Origin of the sequence: Oricola indica (assembly GCF_965227485.1) — a bacterium.
GTDB lineage: Bacteria > Pseudomonadota > Alphaproteobacteria > Rhizobiales > Rhizobiaceae > Oricola > Oricola indica.
In genome coordinates, this window is sequence record NZ_OZ245747.1 from 1,915,496 (window position 1) to 1,930,400 (window position 14,905).

Annotated in this window: 16 protein-coding genes and 1 pseudogene; 10 read left to right on the top strand and 7 right to left on the bottom strand. The window is 57.4% G+C overall.

The window, feature by feature from the left end; all coding sequences use genetic code 11:
• Positions 1–32: 32 nt before the first annotated feature.
• The 5 genes and pseudogenes from ACQK2M_RS09740 (at position 33) to ACQK2M_RS09760 (ending at position 6,311) form a co-directional block, all read left to right on the top strand.
• Positions 33–557, top strand: a complete 525-nt coding sequence (locus ACQK2M_RS09740) for a hypothetical protein (protein WP_425417628.1) — start codon at positions 33–35, stop codon at positions 555–557.
• Positions 558–559: 2 nt separating this feature from the next.
• Entirely contained in the window at positions 560–2,785 is a 2,226-nt protein-coding gene (locus ACQK2M_RS09745) for a type IV secretory system conjugative DNA transfer family protein (protein ID WP_425417629.1), read from the top strand.
• 168 nt (positions 2,786–2,953) lie between these two features.
• Positions 2,954–3,976, top strand: a complete 1,023-nt coding sequence (locus tag ACQK2M_RS09750; RefSeq protein WP_425417630.1) for a replication-relaxation family protein — start codon at positions 2,954–2,956, stop codon at positions 3,974–3,976.
• 201 nt (positions 3,977–4,177) lie between these two features.
• Positions 4,178–4,960: pseudogene (locus ACQK2M_RS09755) on the top strand (IS110 family transposase); the annotation flags it as partial.
• A 580-nt stretch (positions 4,961–5,540) separates the two neighbouring features.
• Positions 5,541–6,311, top strand: a complete 771-nt coding sequence (locus ACQK2M_RS09760; protein ID WP_425417631.1) for a CHC2 zinc finger domain-containing protein — start codon at positions 5,541–5,543, stop codon at positions 6,309–6,311.
• A 43-nt stretch (positions 6,312–6,354) separates the two neighbouring features.
• Here ACQK2M_RS09760 and ACQK2M_RS09765 read toward each other — a convergent pair whose 3' ends face one another.
• Positions 6,355–6,675, bottom strand: a complete 321-nt coding sequence (locus ACQK2M_RS09765; RefSeq protein ID WP_425417632.1) for a DUF736 domain-containing protein — start codon at positions 6,673–6,675, stop codon at positions 6,355–6,357.
• Positions 6,676–6,927: 252 nt separating this feature from the next.
• On the opposite strand from ACQK2M_RS09765, the gene ACQK2M_RS09770 reads away from it, so the two are divergent.
• The 3 genes from ACQK2M_RS09770 (at position 6,928) to ACQK2M_RS09780 (ending at position 8,924) form a co-directional block, all read left to right on the top strand.
• Complete coding sequence (locus tag ACQK2M_RS09770) at positions 6,928–7,650, top strand: DUF932 domain-containing protein (protein WP_425417633.1); 723 nt, start codon at positions 6,928–6,930, stop codon at positions 7,648–7,650.
• A 363-nt stretch (positions 7,651–8,013) separates the two neighbouring features.
• On the top strand, positions 8,014–8,583 hold the full coding sequence (locus tag ACQK2M_RS09775; protein ID WP_425417634.1) for a DUF3768 domain-containing protein: 570 nt from the start codon (positions 8,014–8,016) through the stop codon (positions 8,581–8,583).
• Positions 8,580–8,924, top strand: a complete 345-nt coding sequence (locus tag ACQK2M_RS09780) for a hypothetical protein (RefSeq protein ID WP_425417635.1) — start codon at positions 8,580–8,582, stop codon at positions 8,922–8,924. Before ACQK2M_RS09775 ends, ACQK2M_RS09780 begins: the two co-directional genes overlap by 4 nt.
• 132 nt (positions 8,925–9,056) lie before the next feature.
• Here the strand turns inward: ACQK2M_RS09780 and ACQK2M_RS09785 are convergent, their stop codons facing one another.
• Positions 9,057–9,488, bottom strand: a complete 432-nt coding sequence (locus ACQK2M_RS09785) for a MucR family transcriptional regulator (protein WP_425417636.1) — start codon at positions 9,486–9,488, stop codon at positions 9,057–9,059.
• Positions 9,489–9,700: 212 nt separating this feature from the next.
• Positions 9,701–9,955 (bottom strand): hypothetical protein, encoded by a 255-nt coding sequence (locus tag ACQK2M_RS09790; protein WP_425417637.1) that lies wholly within the window; start codon positions 9,953–9,955, stop codon positions 9,701–9,703.
• Positions 9,956–10,413: 458 nt separating this feature from the next.
• Here ACQK2M_RS09790 and ACQK2M_RS09795 point away from each other — a divergent pair, with 458 nt between their 5' ends.
• Together ACQK2M_RS09795 and ACQK2M_RS09800 are read left to right on the top strand one after the other, a co-directional pair.
• Positions 10,414–11,142 (top strand): hypothetical protein, encoded by a 729-nt coding sequence (locus ACQK2M_RS09795; RefSeq protein ID WP_425417638.1) that lies wholly within the window; start codon positions 10,414–10,416, stop codon positions 11,140–11,142.
• A gap of 9 nt (positions 11,143–11,151) precedes the next feature.
• A complete protein-coding gene (locus tag ACQK2M_RS09800) occupies positions 11,152–11,511 on the top strand; it encodes a hypothetical protein (protein WP_425417639.1) in 360 nt (119 codons plus the stop codon).
• 229 nt (positions 11,512–11,740) lie between these two features.
• Here the strand turns inward: ACQK2M_RS09800 and ACQK2M_RS09805 are convergent, their stop codons facing one another.
• The 4 genes from ACQK2M_RS09805 to ACQK2M_RS09820 form a co-directional block, all read right to left on the bottom strand.
• Complete coding sequence (locus tag ACQK2M_RS09805; protein ID WP_425417640.1) at positions 11,741–12,937, bottom strand: tyrosine-type recombinase/integrase; 1,197 nt, start codon at positions 12,935–12,937, stop codon at positions 11,741–11,743.
• 246 nt (positions 12,938–13,183) lie between these two features.
• Positions 13,184–14,197: a tyrosine-type recombinase/integrase gene (locus tag ACQK2M_RS09810; protein WP_425417641.1), complete on the bottom strand. Its 1,014-nt coding sequence runs from the start codon at positions 14,195–14,197 to the stop codon at positions 13,184–13,186.
• The gene (locus ACQK2M_RS09815; RefSeq protein WP_425417642.1) at positions 14,194–14,439 is read right to left on the bottom strand and encodes a hypothetical protein; all 246 of its coding nucleotides are present in this window, start codon (positions 14,437–14,439) and stop codon (positions 14,194–14,196) included. Before ACQK2M_RS09815 ends, ACQK2M_RS09810 begins: the two co-directional genes overlap by 4 nt.
• A 120-nt stretch (positions 14,440–14,559) precedes the next feature.
• Positions 14,560–14,772, bottom strand: coding sequence for a hypothetical protein (locus tag ACQK2M_RS09820; protein ID WP_425417643.1), 213 nt, complete (start codon positions 14,770–14,772; stop codon positions 14,560–14,562).
• Positions 14,773–14,905 lie beyond the last annotated feature (133 nt).

Genomic DNA, 14,905 nt, shown 5'->3' on the forward strand with positions numbered 1-14,905 from the left:
CAACTGGGCGTTGTAGAAGAGGGGATTTTTAAATGAAGATATTGTTGAAGCGGGCGCAAACGCCCGGACGTTTCCGCAGCGTTGTGTTCAAGCTCTGGTGCAAGGTCGATCTGGAAGGCGACGAGCAGAAGATCATCGATCGCTATGACTTCGACCAGGCGGTGCTGGTCAATACCGATCAGCCCAGCCTGATGCGCATGGCGATCGGCGCCGGGATCGCTGCCGCGGTCGTGCTCTATTTTATCCTCAATTGGATCCTCGGCAGTTTCGGAACCTTTCTTGCCCTTGCGGGCGGCGCCTTTGCCGGCTGGTTCGTTTTCGACCGCTTTCGCGAGACCATCTATGTCAAGGATCTGCTCTATGGCCGCGACTTCCGCTGCTGGTCGATCGTGGAACTGGCCAGCAAGGAGCAATATCTCAAGGGCATTGTCGCCTATCTGCGGCAGGTGATGGAAAGCGCCAAGCACTGGGACGGTACCGAGACCGTCGATGCCCCACCGCTTGATCCCGACCTGGCCAAGCAGATCATGATCCGGCGCCATATTCCGTTGCGCTAGCCATGGTCCAGCATCTCGGCCCGAAGCTGCATCGCTTCGTCTATGGCTTCTTTCGCAAGACCGACCACCAGGAAGTGGTCGAGCTGGTCGATCGCGTCGAGACACTGCTGGCGCGCAACCGGGTCGCATCGGCCTCGGAACTGGCGAGCTATGCCGAGCAGATCGCGCGCAATGTCGCCGACACGCTGCGGCTGCCAAGCGAGTGGCAGGCGGAAGTGCGATGGTTTGTCGGCGCCCTGATCGATTATGAAGGCGTCTTCGCGACGCCTTCAATCGATCCGCGCGAACAGCGGACAACCTCCGACTACTGGGCGCTGAAGGACGAGCTGACCGCCGTCAAGGAACGGCTGGAGAAGTTCCCGGCCATCACCGACGCGATCACCGAACTGACGCTCAACACCTTCGATGCACTGGTCGGGTCGATGCCGGAGCTACCCGATGACAGCGACGGCGCCGGCATCGCGGTCACGACCCGTCGCATTGATCGCGTCGCCCATCTTGGCGAGGTGGTCGAGCGCATTGCCGTCGCTCCGTTCAACGACGAGGCGGAAAAGCTTGGCCTGTTTGCGAGGCTGCGCAAGCGGCTCGATTCCAATCTGGTCATCGCGTCTGGTGGCAATGCCGCCAATCCGGAAGGCTTCACCCGGCAATTGCGCATGCCGACAAAGTACGAGCCGAAGACGCCGGAGGATCTGGTCGGCACCTATCTCGGCGGCACGCCGATGCGGGCCCTGTTCGATGGTGAAGAGCCCTTCGTCATTCCGCTCTGGGCCCGCTTCGAACATCACCACATCGTCGCCGGATCCGGTCACGGCAAGACGCGGACGCTCGAATACATGATCGACAGCGACCTCGACGCCGTTGCCCAGGGCAAGCGCTCCGTCGTCATCATCGACAGCCAGGGCGACCTGATCAACAAGATTGCCCGTCTGAGGCGGTTTGCGCCGGGCGGTGATCTGCATGACCGGATCTGCATCATCGATCCGACAGACATCGAATATCCGGTGTCGCTCAACCTCTTCGATGTCGGCCAGGACAGGTTGAAGGGCTATGCGCCGCTGGAACGCGAGCGGCTGACCAACTCGATCCTCGAGCTCTATGACTTCGTGCTCGGCACGCTGCTGTCGGCCGAGATGACGCAGAAGCAGAATGTCATATTCAAGTACGTCACGCGGCTGATGCTGCATATCCCGGATGCGACCATCCATACGCTGCGCGAATTGATGGAGAAGGGGAGTGAGGTAAAGTTCGCCCAGCATATCGCCAAGCTGGACGGCAGCGCGCGCTACTTCTTTGAGACCGAGTTTGCCTCGCGCGAGTTCGAGCAGACCCGGCGCCAGGTACTCCGTCGCCTCTGGGGGATCCTCGAGAATCAGACTTTTGAGAAGATGTTCTCGCATCCACGTTCCAAGCTGGACCTGTTCGCCGAGATGAACGCCGGCAAGGTGATCCTGATCAACACGGCCAAGGATCTCTTGAAAGAAAGCGGCACCGAAATCTTCGGCCGCTTCTTCATCGCGCTGATCGCCCAGGCTGCACAGGAACGCGCGGTGCTGCCGGAAAAGGATCGCATGCCGACACTGGTCTATATCGATGAGGCGGCGGATTACTTCGATCGCAATATCGGCATCATCCTGAGCCAGGCGCGCAAATACAGGGTTGGCATGGTGCTGGCGCATCAATATCTCGGCCAGCTCGACGCCAAGCTGCGCGATGCCTTCTCGGCCAACACCGCGATCAAGTTCGCCGGCGGCTTTGCGGGCAGCGAGGCGCGCGCGGCGGCGCAGATGATGGGCTGCAGCGCCGAACTGATCGAATCCCAGCCAAAGGGCGGTTTTGCCGCTTTCGTGCGCGGCATGACCAGGACGCCGGTGCCGTTGCGGTTCCCGGATCGGTCTTTGGGAGATCAGCCGCAGATGAGTGCGCGGGATTGGGATGAACTGCGCGACGCCATGCGTGCTCGATATGCCGTGCATTACTCAGAACTAACGCCCGGATTTGACAGTGATGGCACAGATAACGCCAACGCGGATTTGGGCGAGCAGGGGCCAAAGGAGAATGACGAAACCTCGACATTCGATCCAGCCGAACAGCCGACGGGCGCAAGGCCGATCGAGGGAAAAGCCGGAGGCGCTGAGCGGTCGCAAAAACCGTCCGGCAGCGCGGGGAAGCCACGCTCAGGCGACGATCCCGACAATCCCGATATCGATCCGTCGCCGAACTGGTAGCGAAAGCAGGATTGACGTAAAAATTTGTTCAGCTGATCATGCCGCCACATGGCTCGTCAGGCTATGCCATCACGGAGCATAGCGCACGTTTACAGCTGTTCCGGCATGGTAAAATGATGTCATATGCTTCACCGCCCGGCACACGACGCTTTGCAGCGGCGTCACCGTATGCGGCCTGTCTCGACTGGAAAGCGCGTTACCCTGCAGCCGCGCGATTGGCTGTGGTTGCAGAAACTCCACGAGCATGGACCGCTGACCTCATCGATGCTGCATGCGTTTTCCGCAGACATCTGCCGCAGCGAAAAGCGGGCGCGCGATCGTCTGACCGATCTGTTCAACGAGGACCGGACGCCGCATGGCGGCCCGTATCTGTCGCGGCCGCGGCAACAGTTCGAGACGATCGACGCACGCTACAAGGAACTGGTTTACGACCTGGCGCCGGCCGGCGAACGGGCGCTCAGGGGCGAAGGCCTGTGGCAGGAGAGGGCTGGGAGCGCATCAGGCCCTTGGAAGCACCGGCACATGGTCGCGTCGATCACCGCCGCTATCGAGCTGGCGACACTGCCACGCGACGACGTCGCTTTCATCCCGCAACACGAGATCCTCAATCGCGCCAACGCAGCGCTGCGCTACCCGGTGCCGTTCCGTAATCCGAAAACGAGCAAGATCGAAACACGCGACCTGAACCCGGATGCGTTGTTCGGGATCGAGTATCGGCAGGGTTGCGAGAAGTCATATCGGTTCTACGTCGTCGAGGCTGATCGCGGCACGGAGCCGACACGGGCGTCACAGTTCAACCGCAAGAGCCATCTGCGGACGTTTCTTCAGTATCGAGAATATGTCGGCCGCGGGCTCTACAAGAAGCATCTCGATCTGACGGCTGGCCTGATCGTGCTTAACATCGTCGCCTATGACAGGACGATGGCCGCAATGTTGAATCTGATGGATGAGATTTATCCGAGGGGATGCAGCTATCAGTGGTTCAGCGCTTTCTATGCGACGCAGTTAGACCGATCGGCGGCCGGATATAGCGGAAATGTTGACCAGTCCTGGATACGAGCCAGACAATCGGCCGCCAATCTGTTTACAACAGGCTCATATGCCAGAGGTTGGTGTTTTTCAGCGATTCCGGCACGAAAACACAGGCAGCCTCGCGCCGGCTCATACCTTCGACGAAAATCGCCCGCCTGACACGTCCGTAAAGTTCCACGCCCTTCATCCCGCCCTCTGCCAAGAGCGAGAAGGCTACCATTGGCGGAGTATTGCTCCGGCCAACAGCCGGATCATCCGGCCGCTTCCGTGGGGGATTGTTGCACCGGCTTTCTCACACTTCCTTATGTTCACTCGATCTGGCCACTGAGGTCGGTGGGATCGATGGCGACGAGCATTGATCCGCCATTCGTCAAACCATTTGTCAAAGGTTCCAAAAATGACGCGGTTGATGCCGAAGCGATACATGAGGTTGCCCTTCGCCCGACAATGCGATTTGTGCCGGTGAAAACGATCGAGCAGCAAGACTTGCAGATGCTCCATCGAACGCGTGACCGACTCATAACGCAACGAACGGGACTGATTAGTCATATTCGCGGTCTCTTGGCCGAATACGGAGTTGTCATTCCTGTCGGCGCCTTTCGGTTCCGCAAGGACATCCGTAGCGCCGTCAAGGATGCGCCGCTATCCAAACTGGCATCAGAAAACTTCAATGCGCTCATAGCCGAATTCTAAGCCCAGGATGCCCGTATCACCGCGATCGACCGAAAGCTTGCTGCCATCTGCCGGAAGGATGATCGGTGCAAGCGCCTGTCAACGCTTCCTGGAGTGGGGCCGGTGGTTGCCACCGCTCTGATTGCCGCCATCGATGATGGTCGCCACTTCGCACCGGGCCGGGCGCTCGCCGCATGGATCGGGCTTGTCCCGCGGCAAGATACGACGGGTGGAAAACCACGGCTTGGCAGAATAGATAAGCGCGGAAACCATTACTTGCGCCGTCAGCCCACACACGGCGCACGATCTGTCCTGATCAGAATCGCCCACCGTAACGATCGGCGCTCACGATGGGCGCAAGACCTGCTCGCACGTGCGGGCCACAATAAAACTCTCGTGGCGATGGCCGACAAAACCGCGCGTATTGGCTGGGCAATCCTGCGCAATGGAGAAAACTACAAGGCCGCTTAGCATCCAAGTGATATCGTAAAAGTCTAGGATGTGCACAGATGCGAGGTGAAAAGACGATGGTGTAATGGCAAGGGCCGCCATTTCACAGCCTGCAAGGAGCGATGGCCATGAAAGGTCGGTCATCTTGAAAGGCACTGACACGAGCGGATCCCATCGTGGCCGGAAGCCGAAATGCTTCAATTAAAGGCCGGATAGATTCGCGCATCCAATGCCGTCAGCACGATCATGAAAAACACCTTGCGCGAGGGGCGTCCATAGATCGCTCCTTGAAGGGTTACGATGAGCCAGAAATCGTCCTCTATCCGTTAAGCCGAAATTGTCTCATTGGTGCTGAACTCTGACACATCTCTTATTTATTGACGAATCAGTTGAATGCTGAGCTCCTCGTATAGGAAGTCCTTAATCATCAATGCATCATCTGGGGCCATGATTTTTTTAAAGAAGAATTCACCACGAGGTGAATACATCAATCTGTTTTTAATATTGATAAGATTTTTTGATAATATTCAACCGTGATAGTATACTGTTTGAAGGCCGTGATTCTCGGCCGCTTCCAAGTAATTCAATAGGGAGATGAGCCATGCCGTTCATCGATTTTGCCGCGCTGAAACAGCGCGTGGCGATAGAATCCGTGCTGCCCGTACTTCACCTCGAGATGCGGGAAGCGAATGGTCAGTATCGCGGGCCGTGCCCGGCCTGTCAGTCCGGCGGCAAGCGTACGCTGGTTGTCACGCCGGCCAAATCCGCCTTCTACTGCTTTGCCGGCCATACCGGTGGCGATGTCATCGCGCTGGTCGCGCATGTGCGCGATTGCTCAATGAAGGAGGCCGCCGAATTCCTTGGCGAAGTGACAGGGCAGGGGAGTGAGGCGGAAGATCGTCGCAGGACAGTTCCCGAGGAGAGGAGCAGGGAGGCAGCAAAACGCCTCCAGCCTCTCGCCTACCTGCAGGCCGATCATGAGTCGGTCGCAGGTCTGGGGCTGGCGCCGGAGACCTGCACGGCCTTCGGCGCCGGCTATGCACCAAAGGGGATCATGCGCGGGCGGCTGGCCATTCCCATCCGGGATGCGCTCGGCAATCTCGCGGGCTATTGTGGTCAGACAGTGAAGGGCGAAAGCCCGAAGCTGATCTTCCCGAATGGCTTCGATCCACGTGAACATCTCTTCCACTCCGAAGACATAGGGGAAGGGGAGGTGGTGTTGATGCACGATCCGCTCGAGGTCATGTTGGCCTGGCAGAATGGCATCGCCAATGGCGTGTCGTTCCTGACAGAGACTGTTCTTCCGCACCAGCTCGAGATCCTCGCAGCCTTCATGGACAAGGCGCGATGCGAGCAACTCGAACTGGCGTAACAAATACCCCTTCGCAGATGTGCGAAGGGGTTTTCTTGTGACCTCAGTCCTGGGGGTTCCAGATGATGGCAAAGTCGCTGTCATCGTCCGATCCTGCGGCCCTGCCGAGATTGGCGTAGAGCGTCTTATTGCCGAACTCAGGTGCGGCCAGGCTGACCGAGACATATTCATTGCCGGTCGCAATCGCATTTCGGATCCAGGCGGCGCCGATCTCAATATCGTTGGCCATGACGAGGAAGTCGGGCTGATTGTCGGCGGTCTTGCGATTGCGCATGAAATGGATCGCCTGCTGCATCGACAGGGTCTTCAGCTGACCGCGATAACTGCCGTCCGGCTGCAGGCGCACGCGTCCGATCGTTGGCATGATGATGCTCCTTTCAGGTCTGTGATGTTGGGAAGTCGGATGTTCAATCCGCATCCAGTCTAGCATGGGCGAAACGCGCATCTGCGTTGCGCAACAATTTAGAGTTCATGTCAATCAATAGAATTTCCTAACATTTTTAATGCTATTGTAATCGAAAAGATTTTTTATAATAAATATATTGAATCATATCAAATATAAATCTGCTTATGCTATAATATTATTGTAAAATGTTCCTTACAGTAGGAGGCAGCTATGACGCTGATGCTTCACGCAGGCGCTGAGCCTTGCGATTACGATGCTTTGCGAGCGTTGGAAACGCCGGAAGCAACCGATACCCACGTTCCGATCCCTCACCATCGCGTGGTCGACCTGGTCAAATATTCGCTTGGCTATTTTGGCCACGAGATCACCGAGGAGAACTATGGGGTGACCGAAGACGGCGCCCGTTTCTTCGGGCTGCTCTCTCTGCGGAGCTTCGACGGTGCCTACGAAGACACGGTCGGTCTGCGCAACAGCCACGACAAGAAATTCCCGATCGGGATCTCCTTTGGCTCGCGTGTCTTCGTTTGTGACAATCTCGCGTTCATTGCCGAGCATGTCATCAAGCGAAAGCACACGGCAAACGCCAAACGCGATCTGCCTGGCCTGGTCGGTGAGCTGGTCGAGCCGCTGGGTGACCAGCGCGAGGCCCAGCACCGCACCATCGATCGTTATCGCGGCACTGAACTGACACCGCTTCTGGCTGATCATGCGATGATGGAGATGTATCGGCAGGGCATTATCAATGTCACAAGGATTGCCGATGTGCACCGAGAGTGGGAAGAGCCGTCATTCGAGGAATTCCAGGCCGATCACTCGGCCTGGCGTCTCTTCAATGCCGCGACCTACGTTCTGACCGGCAAAGTCACCGAACAGTCGCAGCTTACACCAAGGCTGCACAAGGTGATCGATGCAGTCTGCGAGCGCCTCCATTGACGACACAAAGAACCCGTTCCGGCGGGTTCTTTTTTATTCCTGCAACGCAACGGATTGCGGAGCTTGTCAAACCGGTAAGAGCGACTTTGTGGCGTGACGGCTTTTAGGCCGCTTTCGGTTCTTGTGACCGACAAGATATTTGAACGAGAAGATCGTTGCGTGCGGTCACAAAGGAATTCGCGGAATATGGCTGTGTTGAGCCATATCTTCCGGGTCGCACAATATCTGTTTTGCGACGTATCGGCGGGATTTCGCCGTCGTGCTAGACTGACCGCAGGCCAGTTCGTTGACGTCCAAACCTCTCTTCCTTCCCGGCATGCGCCCGGGATGGTCCCGGGCTCATGCCTCAGGAGGAAGAGCAACATGAGTGACGACAACCGAAATCTGCCTGTTCCTGTCATCGCCGGCGGCAAGGATATCCCGAAACCGGCCAATGACCAATCGATGCCGACCTGTAGCACCTGTGGATCGCCGAATGTCCTGCGCGACGCCTGGGCAGTCTGGGATACATCGCGCGGTCGATGGGCCTTGGGCGAAGTCTTCGACCATGCTCATTGTGCCGATTGCGAGGGTGACACCCACATCGAGTGGCGGTCTGAATTGCCGGATCGCGCGACTCGCATCCGCATGCTGAACGATCGCTTCCGGCGAAGCGGCATCGGCAATGGTCGCGTCATGATCACTGCCGGCGTTGTCGGCGAGGGTGACGATTTCGTTACGTCGGCCCGCAAGTCCGTCGCCGAGTTTGATGACTTCAGCGCGGAAAACGATCCGCATGGCGAGCATGACTTCGGTGCCTTCGAACTCGATGACCAGAAGCTGTTCTGGAAGATCGATTATTTTGCGCCGGACCTGTTGCACGGCTCGGAGAATCCGGCGATCGGCGCGAAGACCGTCCGGGTGCTGACCATCATGCTGGCGTCGGACTATTGACTGACGCGGAACCCGTCCTGACCGACCAGGACCGGATTGCAATCTTCAGACAGGCGACGCGCGGATTTGCCGATCGCCACGAGAACGAGATTGCCGCAGGCATGACGGATGCCGATCTTGCCTCGGCACTGGAAGATTGCCTTGGCATCTTCGGTGGAAGCGGTGGCCCGGACAGCTTTTCGGTTAGCTTCACAGGATCGGGTTTGCGCATCTGGGGTGGATGGCCGCCGGTCAACCACGCCATCGCGAAGCCGCTCTTTGCCGGCAAGTCGACGATCGCCATGGCACGCGAGGTCTATGGCATCGACGATCCGACCCGCGAACAGTTCGATTTGTTCTAACCCCTTCCCTGCCCCACACGGGGCGGGGATTTTTTAATTATGCTCCGGTCGCCCATGACGATAATACCGGATCACATTTGCGATGAAGCCGCCATTCCGGGATCGCGAAGGAAGCGTCAGTCTCGGTCGCTGCTATTTCTTCTTTTTAGATTTCTGCGCGGGCTTGCGGCCGAGCCCCATCGATAGTGCAAGCTTGGATCTCTGTTCCGCATAGTCGGGCGCGACCATCGGATAATCGGCAGCAAGATTCCATCTCGCGCGGTAGTCCTCAGGCGTCAAATCGTGCACGGAACCGATGTGGCGCTTCAGCGACTTGAACTTCTTTCCGCACTCCAGGCAAACGATGTGATCGGGCTTCACCGAGCGCTTTGGATTGACGGCAGGTTCAACCAATGGCTCTTCCTGTTGCGCGCTGCCAAGGCCGTGCAGCGACATGTAAACGCTTTCGATAAGTCCCGGCAGATCGGTTGCCGGAACGGCATTGTTGCTGACATAGGCGGACACGACTTGGGCCGTACGCTCGGCTGTCTTGTTGTTGTCTTCAATCGTCTGGTCTTCGGCCAATTCAGGCTCCTGAATGTCTGTCGTCGTGCCGTCACACATGCATCGCGCGCGACTGCTTTCAAGCAAATAAATGAAGACGCAGCATTCGCACACAGATTGAAGCGCTGTTAGCTTGGTCGGAACGTCAATTCCGCTAATGTCATTATTCGGATACGGTTTGGCGCTGCCGAACTTGGTTCCTAAGACCGGTTCTCCATCAATACCTGATCTGTCTAGATGAGTTGTTGCAGCGTCACGATAACGGCTGCCTGTCCCACCAACATAGTCGCGACCCATTGCAGCGTGGACGCGCGGCTTTCCTTGATCTCGGCGATGATCGTCTGGCGGACGGCGTCGAGCTTGTCACGGCTGACAAGTTTCTCTGCTTCGCTTCTCGTGATCACTGCATGGGCCGCCGCCTTTGCCTTGTCCTTGTCGACGCCGGCATGGACAAGCGCTTCGTATAATTCCATCGATGTTGTGGTCATATATGTCTGGATTAATGTCTCAATCCTAGCACAATCCGATGGACCGCGCATCTCGGAGCATGGTTCGGCAGCTTGCCGAGAGTTCTTCTCCAGCCCGCTTGTGTCGATTAAAAAACCGCGAGGCCGTCAGTTCATCTGACAGGTTAACTGCTTCTTTGCTTCTCTTTGAGACGGTCAACCAGCCGCGGTTTTGTCCCGCGTCCGCGGCCCTTCTCTGCCCGTGTTGCAGCAATTCTCCCGATGGAAGCGGCTGGCTGTCCCCTACCCATGTGTGCAGCGCGGCGCGCGCAAATCGACTGAATGCGCTATACTGATCGCATATGAATGAAATGCGATCAGGCTTGCCTTCTTATGGGGAGGATCCAGGGCCGGACAGGCCCGGACCAGGCTGGAAGGCACCGGGCGGAGACGCATACGACCTCGGCAATGACGGGCGACCAGACCAACGCGATGAACCGGTGCGGTCGGAGCCGATACAGCGCTTCGGCGAGGGTGACTGGTTGAGCGTCACCGAGGCCGTCGCCTATTGCGAATCAAGAGGGCTCATCCGCAACATCAAGACCGTGCGTCGTTGGGCACATCGCTCATTCGCCCATCCGGAGAGTGCCGAGGTGCTTGTTCGCAAGCAGGATACGGAAACGGACTTTCGCTACGTGATCGAGCGATCGTCTCTCGATGTAAAGATTACCCAGGAGCTGGCCTTCGAGGCGCAGAAAAAACCGGTGGACGTGACCACGCCAGAGCGCCACGGCCCGGACACGGCCGGGGAGGCCGCCACCCGAGAAAGCGGTGAATTGCCTGAGCGCGCAGAGCCGGACATGTCCGGCCAGGACCGGTCCGAGGCGGCTCAGTCCGGCGATGGGTGTGCGGAGGAGAAGGCCGGTCGATCGTCATCGGCCTCGCGGCAATCGAACGATGAAACATCCGATGCGTTCCTGCGTCAGCAGATCGAGGAGAAGGATCGCCAGATCGGCAGGCTGCACACGCAGCTGGAACGCCGCGACGAGCAGATCATGTCGATGCTGGAACGCGATCGCGAGACCAACATCCTGATCAAGGGACTGCAGGAGGCGCTGCTGCCGGCATCGCGGGAGAAGGGCGACGAACCGCGATCCCGCCGGCTTTCCGTCCGCTCCTTCGACCATGGGGATAGTGAAGACGAGCGCGATCATGGCGAAGGTGTATAATGGACGCATATGAGCGAAGGAGGGTTTGACCGCATCGGCTCCGTCTTCGAAGGTGCTGGTGTCAAATACAAGAAGCGGCCGCGTTACACGGTCGTGCTGCACGATGTGCGTGAGCGCATGGACATCTCGTTGAACACTTATGTAATCATCGATTCCATCCACAAGCTGTCGACCAGCGATCCGAAGTTCCCCTATTGCATCATGTCCAAACGGGACTTGGCGGAGTTCCTTTGCCTCAGCGAAAGCACAGTCTACCGTTCTCTCAACGAGGCGCAGGAAGCCGAACTGATCGAGCGTTCCGACTACGGGTTGCGCGCCACGGAGAAGTGGATCAAGGCCGTCGAGATCTACGCTATCAACAAGCACTGACCGGGCGGCTGTCAAAATGACAGTCACACTGTCACGGGGCTGGCGCCTGGGGATAACGGCGGTGTCGCGGGGGATGCGCCACTGTCAATTTGACGGAATTCCGCTGTCAGACTGACAGAACCGGACTGTCAAATCGCAAGCCGCCGACTGTCAAACTGACAGTTCTCTATATTAGTATGATAAGTATATGAAATTATTAGATATTAGAAAAAGCCAAAAAGGAAAAACCTCAATCGACCTCCACTGCGGTACGGGCCTTTGCAACAATGTCATCAATGTGGTCTGCCCATTTGCAAAGCGCTTCGCGCTTTTCCGGCAGATAGGCATGGCGGTTATAGATCCGCGCCACCTGGCTGAGCGCGCCGGTCTGGTGGTTGAGGATGTGTTCGACGACATGCGGGTCGGTACCGAGCCGGGCAAGCCCGGTCGCCAGTGTCCGGCGCAGATCATGAAGTCGCCAGTCGGTTACCCCAGACGCGGCATCGAGCGCCTTCTTCGACTTCGAGAACCCGGAAAAGCTACGCTCCGGGCGACCGCGGGCAGGGAAGACAAACTCCGACACCCATTCCGGAGCATCGCGCAGCAATTGCACTGCCTGCGGCGGCAACGGCACTTCATTCGGCTTGCCGTTCTTGGTTCGCACGGCAGCAATCGCCCAGTGGGCGTTGTCGAGATCCAGTTCGTCACGGCGCATGCTGACGACCTCGTCACGCCTTTGTCCGGTCAGCAGTAGCAGCTTGACGATCGTGCCATAGGGGTAGGGGACATCATCGCTGGCGATCCAGATCCGCGCGACCTCATTGTCGGTCAGGACGCGATCGCGATCGACTGATTTGGCCGGAGGCTTAAGGCCCATCGCCGGCGAGACATCGACCAAGCCCTGCTCAACGCACCAGTTGAAGAACTTGCGGATAATCCGGAAGGCGTGATTTGCCGCCGACGGCGATCCGCGATCAACGATGCCATCGAGGATACGTGACACATCGCGCTTCTCGATCTCTTCGACCGATCGCTTCCCCAGAACGGAGACGAACTCGCGATTGAGGATCTGCTCGGTCTGCTGCCAGCTGCGCGTCTTGCGCTTGGCATGCCGCTCGACAAAGTCGCCGACGACCGAGACGAGACGATGATCACGGCTTTCTTCGACCGGCTTTGCTGGCTTGGGATCAATCCCGGACGCGATCATGCCCTTGGCTTCGAAGGCCTTCGAACGCGCTTCAGCCAATGACAGATCCGGATAGCGTCCCAGCGTCATGCGCTTGGGCCGTCCGGCATGGCGATAGACAAGCACAAACGCCTTCGTACCCGAAGGCGATACGCGCAAGCCGAAGCCCGAGACGCGCCCGTCCCAGATCTCGAACTGGCGGTCGACCTCAGGCTTTGCATTGCGCACAAGCGCATCCGTTAGAGCAGCAGATTTTTGCATAGGTAGCACATAGGTAGCAGAATGTAGCGCGGTAGCTTGAAACGCTATGTTCAACCATTTGCATGAAATCTGTTCAAATTCAACGAATTATGATCATCACATGAAAGCGTATGTTTCTCGGGGAGCGCCGAAAAACGATAACTCTTAATCAGCGGGTCCACGGTTCGAGCCCGTGCTCACCCACCAATAAAATAAAAGACTTAGGCTGAATTCTGCGGCTTATCGGTTTACCGACTATGCCGCAGTTTACAATTGTGTTCCGTTTTCGATCCGCTCAATTGCGTCATTGCCGGCTAGGTAGTGCTGACGAATGATCCGTTCGCAGTGCCTTTCAGAATGTCCAGAAACTTCGGCGATTTGCGCATATGAGGAACCTGCTCGATGGGCGACGGTAATGAATGTGCCGCGAAGATCGTGGAAAGTGAGACCCTCGACTCCGCACTGTTTCAGCGCCTTTGACCAGGAAGCCCGAAATCCATCTGATGTCCATGGTTCCCCGCGACTGTTGGTGAGAATGGTCACGCAATTGCCGCGGGATTTGGCGTCCAGCATGTCTTTGAGTGGCTTGGCGACTTTGAAGCGAACGAGTGCTTTCGTCTTGCTCTGGCGTAAAGAAATATGACTGCCGTCATAGCTTGACCAAGTTAGTCGTAGCAGATCTCCTTGCCGTTGTCCGGTCCACATCGCGAGCGTCAAAGCATCGACAATAGGACCGGGAGCGCTGGCAATCACTTTCGCGATGTCTTCGTCTCGCCAGATGATGTCTGCCCGTGATCCAGACCATAGTTTCTTCACGTCCAGTACCGGATTGCGGAGGATCAGCTCATGATCTTGTGCATACGAGAGAATACGACGTAACACGGACATGGCCAGATCAGCACTGCGAGGCCGGTCCGACATCGAATTTCGCCATTCGATGAATAGTGCACGAGAGCCACGTTCTTCGACCGCAGCGAGCGGCAGATCATGAAATTCCTTTTCAATTGCGCCGAGGACTCGCTCGTAATCTATCTGCGTTTTGCGTGCGAGGCTCCGGTATTCCGGCGAACGGACATATCTCCGGATCAATTCGGAAATATCGAGTTTTGGGCGGGCTTCAGCTCTTGCGCGGGTCAACCGAATATATTCAGCGGTGAACTCTCGGGTTCCAGGCTCTGCCTCGATCCGCGGACCGCCGCGCCATGCATAGAAATAGAAACGCACTTGACCATTGGCCAGACGCTTTCGCACCTTGTGGATGCCCTTTAGGCTGACCCTCATGCTCGATTTGCCTTCCACTCATCCAGTAACGAATGGGCTTCGTCCTGAATCGCTGGCGCTTCACGACGGCCGATAGGCGTGTCGCGACAAAAAATGATGGTGCCATCCGGCTCAAGTCGTACCTGGATGTTCAGTTCCGAAGCCAGTTTTGCGGCGTTGCTCATTTCGCACTTGGTATGCCGGTGTACTGCGGGCATCGTAAGAGTGATCCTATACTGAACGGTCGGCAGATTGGTGGACATTGGTGAGCTCACCTTTGCGATCTTTGCATCGAAGCGCCAAAGGGGTGTTCTGTTGCCAGTTCAGGGACTGCGTTGGGTCCAAACTGTACCGATGGAACGAGCCGATCGACTTCTTGACCCTCACAACAGTTCCTCGAGGTTCTCCGATGGCGGAGCCAGTAGATCGGTCAGTCCGTGTCGCCGAGCAATATCGAAGTCCAGCCGGTAGCGATGCCACTTGGACGCGGTTCGGTTTGCGCGGAGAGGCTGGGAGTAGAAACCGAGGTAGACTTTCGCGAGAAACGTCTCGACGCTCGGTTCGTCACAATAGGCGGCGGCAGTTTCCGCTCTCATTTCGAGCGGCCAACAGCCGGGTGGGAAAGAAACGGCGGTGACCATGTCCCTCGTCCTGTTGAGAATGATGTGTTTGACGGGCGCCGGCGCCTGGGCCGGAGAAAAAGGACAAGCAAATAGTGACAGTGAAATA

Excerpts from the sequence above, each read along its gene's own strand:
- ACQK2M_RS09800 (WP_425417639.1), top strand. The coding sequence starts at position 11,152 with ATGAGCGAAGGAGGGTTTGACCGCATCGGCTCCGTCTTCGAAGGTGCT.
- ACQK2M_RS09820 (WP_425417643.1), bottom strand. The coding sequence starts at position 14,772 with ATGAGAGCGGAAACTGCCGCCGCCTATTGTGACGAACCGAGCGTCGAG.
- ACQK2M_RS09745 (WP_425417629.1), top strand. The coding sequence starts at position 560 with ATGGTCCAGCATCTCGGCCCGAAGCTGCATCGCTTCGTCTATGGCTTC.
- ACQK2M_RS09775 (WP_425417634.1), top strand. The coding sequence starts at position 8,014 with ATGAGTGACGACAACCGAAATCTGCCTGTTCCTGTCATCGCCGGCGGC.
- ACQK2M_RS09765 (WP_425417632.1), bottom strand. The coding sequence starts at position 6,675 with ATGCCAACGATCGGACGCGTGCGCCTGCAGCCGGACGGCAGTTATCGC.
- ACQK2M_RS09810 (WP_425417641.1), bottom strand. The coding sequence starts at position 14,197 with ATGAGGGTCAGCCTAAAGGGCATCCACAAGGTGCGAAAGCGTCTGGCC.
- ACQK2M_RS09740 (WP_425417628.1), top strand. The coding sequence starts at position 33 with ATGAAGATATTGTTGAAGCGGGCGCAAACGCCCGGACGTTTCCGCAGC.
- ACQK2M_RS09770 (WP_425417633.1), top strand. The coding sequence starts at position 6,928 with ATGACGCTGATGCTTCACGCAGGCGCTGAGCCTTGCGATTACGATGCT.
- ACQK2M_RS09760 (WP_425417631.1), top strand. The coding sequence starts at position 5,541 with ATGCCGTTCATCGATTTTGCCGCGCTGAAACAGCGCGTGGCGATAGAA.
- ACQK2M_RS09750 (WP_425417630.1), top strand. The coding sequence starts at position 2,954 with ATGCGGCCTGTCTCGACTGGAAAGCGCGTTACCCTGCAGCCGCGCGAT.
- ACQK2M_RS09815 (WP_425417642.1), bottom strand. The coding sequence starts at position 14,439 with ATGTCCACCAATCTGCCGACCGTTCAGTATAGGATCACTCTTACGATG.
- ACQK2M_RS09805 (WP_425417640.1), bottom strand. The coding sequence starts at position 12,937 with ATGCAAAAATCTGCTGCTCTAACGGATGCGCTTGTGCGCAATGCAAAG.
- ACQK2M_RS09790 (WP_425417637.1), bottom strand. The coding sequence starts at position 9,955 with ATGACCACAACATCGATGGAATTATACGAAGCGCTTGTCCATGCCGGC.